Genomic DNA, 6,790 nt, shown 5'->3' with positions numbered 1-6,790 from the left:
CGAAAGTGCGGAATTGTCACATCTCCGCTACCTACGCCTTCCTTCTGTCGCTACTCCGGCCGCAACTGCGCCTGGATGATCTCGCGCGCCCGCTGGCTCCGGCCCGCGTCCTGACGGATGCGTGGGCTTTTGTCGTTCGTCACCAACGAAAAAGGCCCCAGCTTTCGCCGGGGCCTGAGATGACGCTTGGGAGGTCGCGTCAAACTTGAAGAAGCTTAGTGGTGGGCGCCAGTCATTTCGCGCAGTTCCTCGACCGAGCGAACGCGCTTGCGAGCGGCGCCTTCCCAGTCGCGGGTCTTCACGGTCGACTTGGCCAGGCGCTCCTTGGCGGCCGGCACGGCGTCGGCATATTGCGGCAGCCATTGCGCCTGGGCGACGACCATTTCGTCGACCATGGCCCAGACCTCGTCCGGCGTGCAAATGGCGCCGACCAGCGGATCATGCAACACAGCAAGCTTCAGCGTGTCGATATTGCCGGTCATCGCGGCCTCAACCGAAAGGCGCTGCACCGAGATCGAAACCGAACACGTCGCGGCGCAAGCCGTCGGCAGGGTGATACCTTCGATCATGTTGATGCCGAAGCGGTCGACATAACCGGGGCTTTCGATGATCGCATCATCCGGCAGATTGGTGATGATACCGTTGTTCCGGCGGTTGAAGTGACCGCGGTAGGGGCGGCCGGTCTCAAAAGCCTCGATGATATAGCTGGCGTGTTCGCTGGTCCGCTTGTGTTCGGAAAGCGGCTTGTTGGCCTGTTCCTTGAACATCGGGAAGTCGGTCTCGAACCAGTTGCGGCGCTCGGTCGAGTGGCGGAGATAGCCGCCGGTCTCGCCGTGGATCCAGTCGCTCATATCGATCCAGCGGCCGATTTCTTCCGGGCGTTTGCGATACCAGGGCAGGTACTCGGAAAGGTGCCCGTTCGACTCCGTCGAATATACGCCGAAGCGCTTGAGCACGTCGATGCGCACCTTCTCGGTCTTGGAATAGACCGGGTGCCGCTCGAAGCCTTCGATCAACTCCTCCTTCTCCACCTTCCGGCCCTTGGCGCGGATATCGATATACCAGGTCTGGTGGTTGATGCCCGAGCAGACATAGTCGAGCTCGCTATCCTTGACGCCGAGAACCTCGGCAATCTGGTGCGCGCCGTGCTGCACGCCGTGGCAGAGGCCAACGACATTCACGCCGCCATAAAGGTCGGCCGCCCAGGTGTTCATCGCCATTGGGTTGGCATAGTTGAGGAACAGCGCACCCGGCTCGGCGACTTCGCGGATGTCCTTGCAGAAGTCGAGGATCACCGGAATGTTGCGCTGGCCATAAAGAATGCCACCTGCGCAGATGGTGTCGCCCACGCACTGGTCGACGCCATACTTCAGCGGAATGTTCACGTCGGTCGCAAAGGCCTCAAGCCCGCCGACACGCACACAGCTCATCACATAACGCGCGCCAGTGATGGCCTCGCGGCGATTGGTCGTTGCGGTCACCTTGGCCGGCAGCTTGTTGACCGACACGATGGTCTCGATGATCTGGCGCACCATATCGAGATTGTGCGGATTGAGATCGGTCAGCGCGAACTCCACATCGGCGAATTCCGGCACCTTCAAGAGGTCCGAGATAAGCGTTTTCGTGAAGCCGATCGAGCCAGCGCCGATCACCGTAACCTTGAATGACATATTCCCTCCCACGCACCGCTCAACGGTAGCAGTCTGTTAGCAATAGGTAGCCTCTGGCGGCCCGGTGGTGTAGAGAAAGCTTGTGCCATCATGGGTAATTTTATGCTCTCCCAGCTTCTCAACCACGGCCACGACATCCGCACGCTCACCCTGCCGCGCAGCGCCGCGCCGCTCCACTGCATGAGCGTCAGCGCCGGCTACGAACAACGGCGCAACGAGGTCTATTCATGGGATGGCATGCAGCGCGGCACCGCGCCCTTCCTCGTCATCCAGCACACCACATTAGGCGAAGGCCGGCTCGACTATGCGGGCACGCGCTACCGGCTAACTCCCGGAAAAACAATGCTTGTCACCATGCCCCATGCCCACCGCTACTGGCTCGAACGCGGCGGCGAGTGGGAATATTTCTGGATGCTGCTCAACGGCCGGGAAGCCCTGCGTCTCGCCCGCGAAATCCTCGACAGCGCCGGCCCGGTCCTCGATCCGACCTCGGCCGATGTCGATCGCCTGGCCGCCGCCTGTCTCGATGTCCTGCAGATGACCGAACCCTCGCCCGGCCGCGCCTCAACCGCCGCCTACGCCGCCATGACTGGACTGCACGACACCGCCTTCGGCAGCCGCCCCGCGCCCGAGCGCAACCTGCCCGCGAGCATCGCCCGGGTCATTGCCCATGTCGAAGCCAATATCGGCGCCCCCCTGCCCGTCGAACGTCTTGCCGGCGTCGCCGAACTCAGCCGCGCCCACTTCGTTCGCCGCTTCACGGCGGCCATCGGCACGGCCCCATCCGACTACGTGTTGGAAAAACGAATCGAAAAGGTAGAGCGCCTTTTACTGGCCACAGAAATGCCCGTAGCGACCATTGCCGAGACTTGCGGCTTTTCCGATGGCAACTACATGGCCAAAGTTCTGCGTCGCCGCCGCTCCATGGCGCCACTAGAGTTCAGAGCCGCAGGTCGCCGCGCAAGTCTTTGATTTTTATCGATTTATTTCGCAGGTACGTCGCGAAAAATCCTGCACCTGAGCACCCCGACTTGCCCAAATCCAGACAAATGAGTCAGTCTTGATCACGCCCCGTTAAGCTTGTCGACATGATGGCCTACAACTTAACGGCTCTTAAGAGTTCAAGGCGCAAGCTAGCCAGGGTGCAAAGGAGTACGCAAATGACCTCAGTGCGTTTCATGACCGCCGTCCTTTTCGCCGTCTTCGCCTTCGCCATGCCAGCCTTCGCCGAGGATGTACCAGCGGTAACGATCAGCAGCGCCGCGGGCTCGCTCAAACTGGATCGCAACGAGCTGGAAGCCATGGGCCTCGTCTCGATCAAGACAACCACGCCCTGGAATGAAGGCGTGGTCGATTTCGAAGGCGTACCGATCAAGGCCCTCCTCGAAAAGGCCAATGCCACCGGCCCCACCGCCACCGTCATCGCGCTCAACGACTATAGCGTTGATATCCCCACCGCCGATTTCGACGAGTTCGGCGTCATCCTTGCCGTCAAGCGCAACGGTGAATATATGCCGGTCGACGACCAAGGCCCCTTCTTCGTCATCTACCCCTTCGACTCCAACCCGACCCTCCAGGGCCAGCCATATTATGGCCGCGCCGTATGGCAGGTGAAGGAAATTACTGTCCAATAGGCTTGCCTGGTCTTCGATGGGCCGGCCGCCGAAACTAATGGGATAAGTCGATCACCATGCGGTTCCTACGCATAGCGCTGACCGTCGTCATCCTGGGTTTCATCGCCTCGGCGATCTACATTTCTGCCCTGGTTTTCCAGCGGCAGACCGCGCTCGAAGGCGTTGGCCTGGGCAACGTCACCTGGATGGTGGCCCAGGCTCCCAGCGAATTCGCGCGCCTCGAACATCGCGTGAGCGCTTTCGCCATGCGCGATGGCACCGTCACGGCCGATGAGGTCAAGCTTCGCTTCGACATCGTGGTCAACCGTCTCAAGACCCTTCGCGGCAAGGACGTTCAGAATTTCGCTCATTCCGACCCTCGTGTGGGCCAGATTCTCGACGACCTGGAACGTGCCCTGGAAGAGGCCCGACCGCTGCTTTCCGAACTCGACACGCCGGACACGCCCGCGCGCATTCTCCAGATTCTGGAACCAATCTACCCCAAGCTGGTGCGCCTCTCGACGGACGCAAATGTCTGGAATATCGCGCGCATCGAGGGTGATCGTCAGGGCCTGTTCACGTTGCAATGGGTTTTCACCTACGTTGCCATCGGCCTGATCGCCTGCGGCTGCCTGCTGGTCGCCCTGCTGCTGCTGCACAATCACCTGCTGGGGCGCACGCAAAAGGTGCTGGAGCAAAACGAAAGCACCCTTGCCCTCCAGAACGCCCGTTTCGACGCGGCGCTCGATGCCATGTCGCTGGGCCTTTGCCTGCTCGACGGCGACCATCGGGTCATTGTTTGCAACCCGCGCTTCCTGTCGCTGTTTGGCCTGGACGAGGCACGCACCGCACCGGGCACTTCGATCTTCGACCTGATCGACCCAGACCTGCTGTCCGATGGGGTTGAGCCGGATGCAGACGGTGATATTGCTCTGCTCAACAATGGCACGCACCACCTGCCCAACGGCATGGTGCTCGATGTCTCCCGCGAAGCCACAGCCGAAGGCGGCTGGGTCTGCACCTTCGAAGACGTCACCGACCGCTATCGCGCCCAGAACCGCATCGTCCACATGGCGCACCATGACAACCTGACTGGCATGGCCAATCGCCTGCTGTTCTGGGAGAGCATCGGCCAGGCCGTCCGCGGCCTGACAAGCCGCGCCCAGCCCTTCGCGATCCTCTATCTCGACCTCGACCGCTTTAAGGAGGTCAATGATACTCTGGGGCACCCCATAGGAGACGCTCTCTTGCGGCAGGTGGCAGAGCGGTTGCGCAAGGCCGTCTCGCCGCGCGATCTCGTTGCGCGTCTGGGCGGCGACGAATTTGCCCTGCTGCACTACTGCCTCGATACCTCGGCAGACAGCGCCCAAGGCCTTGCCGAGCGGATCATCGCCAGCATCGCGCGGCCCTACTATATCGACGGCAACGAGATCGTCGTCAGCACCAGTGTCGGCATCGCCATTGCCCCGACGGATGGCAACGAAACCGACCAGCTGATGAAGAATGCGGACCTCGCGCTTTATAGCGCCAAGGCCGAAGGAGCCGGCACCTACCGCTTCTTCTCCCTGCAGATGGAGCGTTCGATGCAGAACCGCCGCCTGCTGGAGATGGACCTGCGCCGCGGCATCAAGCTCGGTCAGTTCGAGCTCTACTATCAGCCGCAGGTGCGGCTCGATACCGGCCGCGTCGTTTCCGGCGAAGCGCTTATGCGCTGGCGTCACCCCGAACAGGGCCTGATCTCTCCGGCCCAGTTCATTCCACTCGCGGAAGAAACCGGCGCCATCGAAGTTCTGGGCGAGTGGGCGCTGCAACAGGCCTGCCGCGACGCGCTCAATTGGCCCGACCACGTGCGCGTCTCTGTCAACCTCTCACCAGTCCAGTTCCGCAAGGCTGGCCTGGTCGATATCGTCAAGGCCGTGCTGGCAACGAGCGAACTCGACGCCCGCCGCCTCGAACTTGAAATCACCGAGTCGGTGCTGCTGCAAAACAATGCGGTCAACCTCGAGGCGCTGCATCAGCTCCGCGCCCTTGGCCTCAGCATCGCGCTTGATGACTTCGGCACGGGGTATTCTTCGCTGAGCTATCTGCAGCGCTTCCCCTTCGACAAGCTCAAGATCGACCAGAGCTTCGTGCGCGATCTCGAGAACCGGCCCGACAGCCTCTCCATCGTTCAGTCGATTGCCACGCTCGGCCGCAACCTGCGCATGCTGACCACAGCGGAAGGCGTCGAAACGCTGGCCCAGCTCGACATCATCACCAGCGCCGGCTGCTCTGAAGCCCAGGGTTACTACTTTGGCGCCCCCATGCCCGAAACCGATTTCCGGGCCATGCTGGTGCGCGAAGCCCTGGCCATGGCTGACGCCTGAGCCGGCAACCTCGCATCCAAGCCACGGTCCACGACACTTGCTCTGACGGTGCCGTCGTGCGAAAACGCTGATTGACGTATAGGGAAAGACAATGACCAATCCTGTCACCCAAGACCGACGCCATTTCGAAGATCTTGCCATTGGCGAAGTCATCAATCTCGGCCACGTGACCGTGACACGGGAGATGATCTTCACCTTTGCGCGGGAGTTCGACCCCCTCCCCTTTCACATCGATGAGGAAGCGGCCAAGCGAAGCCTGCTCGGCGGTCTCGCCTCGAGCGGCTGGCAGACCGGCGCGCTCAGCCTGCGCATGCTGGTTGACAGCTTTCTGAGCAAGATCGCCTCCGCCGGCGGCCTTGGCTTCGAAGACCTGAAATGGAAAAACCCGGTCATGGCGGGCGACACCATCGGCGGCACCGTCACCATTGCCGGACTGCGCCGTTCGGGCAGCCACCCGCAATGGGGCATCGTCACGCTCGACTTCGACATCCGAAATCAAAACGACAAGCCGGTGATGACCATGCGCCTCGCCAATCTGGTCGAGTGCCGCGAGGTGGCCGCATGACCCGCTGGTTCGAAGACATCGTCATCGACGAGGCATTCCCCCTCGGCGATCACACCTTCTCCGAGGACGAGATCATTCGCTTCGGAAAACTCTATGATCCGCAGTATTTTCACGTCGATCCCGAGCTCGCCAAACAGAGCCACTTTGGTGGGCTCGTAGCCAGCGGCTGGCATACGGTGAGCGTGGGCCACCGGAAGATGGTCGACGCCCTAGATGCGGAAGCCGAGCGCCTCAAGGCGCAGGGCGATGAGCCCGGCGTGTCCGGCCCCTCGCCCGGCGTCAATTCCATGGAATTCAAGGCACCGGTCAGACCTGGCGATACCGTGTCCTATGAACTGATCGTGACCGGCAAGCGCCCCTCCAACTCGCTACCCGGCTGGGGTCTGCTCTTTAACCAGCTCACCGCCCGTAACCAGCATGGCGAAATCGTCTATCGCGCTGACCTCGTTGGCTTTTCCAAGCTGCGCGACTATTCGATGCCTCTCAAGCTCAGACTGTTGCTGGCGCTCACCAAAGTGCCGGTCATCGGCTCGCTGCTGCGCCGGGGCACTTGAAAGGCTCGAGGCGCCCCGGCAC

At 61.7% G+C, this 6,790-nt stretch carries 6 protein-coding genes; 5 read left to right on the top strand and 1 reads right to left on the bottom strand.

Annotated features, from left to right (window positions below; translation table 11 throughout):
* Positions 1-215: 215 nt before the first annotated feature.
* Positions 216-1,670 carry an alpha-glucosidase/alpha-galactosidase gene (locus J0I64_RS02340; protein WP_291406024.1) on the bottom strand — a complete coding sequence of 485 codons (1,455 nt, stop codon included), beginning with the start codon at positions 1,668-1,670 and terminating at the stop codon, positions 216-218.
* Positions 1,671-1,760: 90 nt separating this feature from the next.
* Here J0I64_RS02340 and J0I64_RS02335 point away from each other — a divergent pair, with 90 nt between their 5' ends.
* The 5 genes from J0I64_RS02335 to J0I64_RS02315 all read left to right on the top strand — a co-directional run bounded on the left by J0I64_RS02335 (position 1,761) and on the right by J0I64_RS02315 (position 6,768).
* A complete protein-coding gene (locus J0I64_RS02335; protein WP_291406023.1) occupies positions 1,761-2,642 on the top strand; it encodes an AraC family ligand binding domain-containing protein in 882 nt (293 codons plus the stop codon).
* Between the two features lie 188 nt (positions 2,643-2,830).
* Positions 2,831-3,304 (top strand): molybdopterin-dependent oxidoreductase, encoded by a 474-nt coding sequence (locus tag J0I64_RS02330; protein ID WP_291406022.1) that lies wholly within the window; start codon positions 2,831-2,833, stop codon positions 3,302-3,304.
* Positions 3,305-3,360: 56 nt separating this feature from the next.
* Positions 3,361-5,649, top strand: coding sequence for an EAL domain-containing protein (locus J0I64_RS02325; RefSeq protein WP_291406021.1), 2,289 nt, complete (start codon positions 3,361-3,363; stop codon positions 5,647-5,649).
* 91 nt (positions 5,650-5,740) lie between these two features.
* Complete coding sequence (locus J0I64_RS02320; protein ID WP_291406020.1) at positions 5,741-6,214, top strand: MaoC family dehydratase; 474 nt, start codon at positions 5,741-5,743, stop codon at positions 6,212-6,214.
* Complete coding sequence (locus J0I64_RS02315) at positions 6,211-6,768, top strand: MaoC family dehydratase (RefSeq protein WP_291406019.1); 558 nt, start codon at positions 6,211-6,213, stop codon at positions 6,766-6,768. The genes J0I64_RS02320 and J0I64_RS02315 overlap by 4 nt, the downstream gene beginning before the upstream one ends.
* The last annotated feature ends 22 nt before the right edge of the window (positions 6,769-6,790 follow it).

The sequence above is a fragment of the Devosia sp. genome (assembly GCF_017307565.1).
Lineage (GTDB): Bacteria > Pseudomonadota > Alphaproteobacteria > Rhizobiales > Devosiaceae > Devosia.
This window is presented reverse-complemented; position numbering and strand designations above follow the sequence as displayed.

Excerpts from the sequence above, each read along its gene's own strand:
- J0I64_RS02320 (WP_291406020.1), top strand. The coding sequence starts at position 5,741 with ATGACCAATCCTGTCACCCAAGACCGACGCCATTTCGAAGATCTTGCC.
- J0I64_RS02330 (WP_291406022.1), top strand. The coding sequence starts at position 2,831 with ATGACCTCAGTGCGTTTCATGACCGCCGTCCTTTTCGCCGTCTTCGCC.
- J0I64_RS02335 (WP_291406023.1), top strand. The coding sequence starts at position 1,761 with ATGGGTAATTTTATGCTCTCCCAGCTTCTCAACCACGGCCACGACATC.
- J0I64_RS02315 (WP_291406019.1), top strand. The coding sequence starts at position 6,211 with ATGACCCGCTGGTTCGAAGACATCGTCATCGACGAGGCATTCCCCCTC.
- J0I64_RS02340 (WP_291406024.1), bottom strand. The coding sequence starts at position 1,670 with ATGTCATTCAAGGTTACGGTGATCGGCGCTGGCTCGATCGGCTTCACG.
- J0I64_RS02325 (WP_291406021.1), top strand. The coding sequence starts at position 3,361 with ATGCGGTTCCTACGCATAGCGCTGACCGTCGTCATCCTGGGTTTCATC.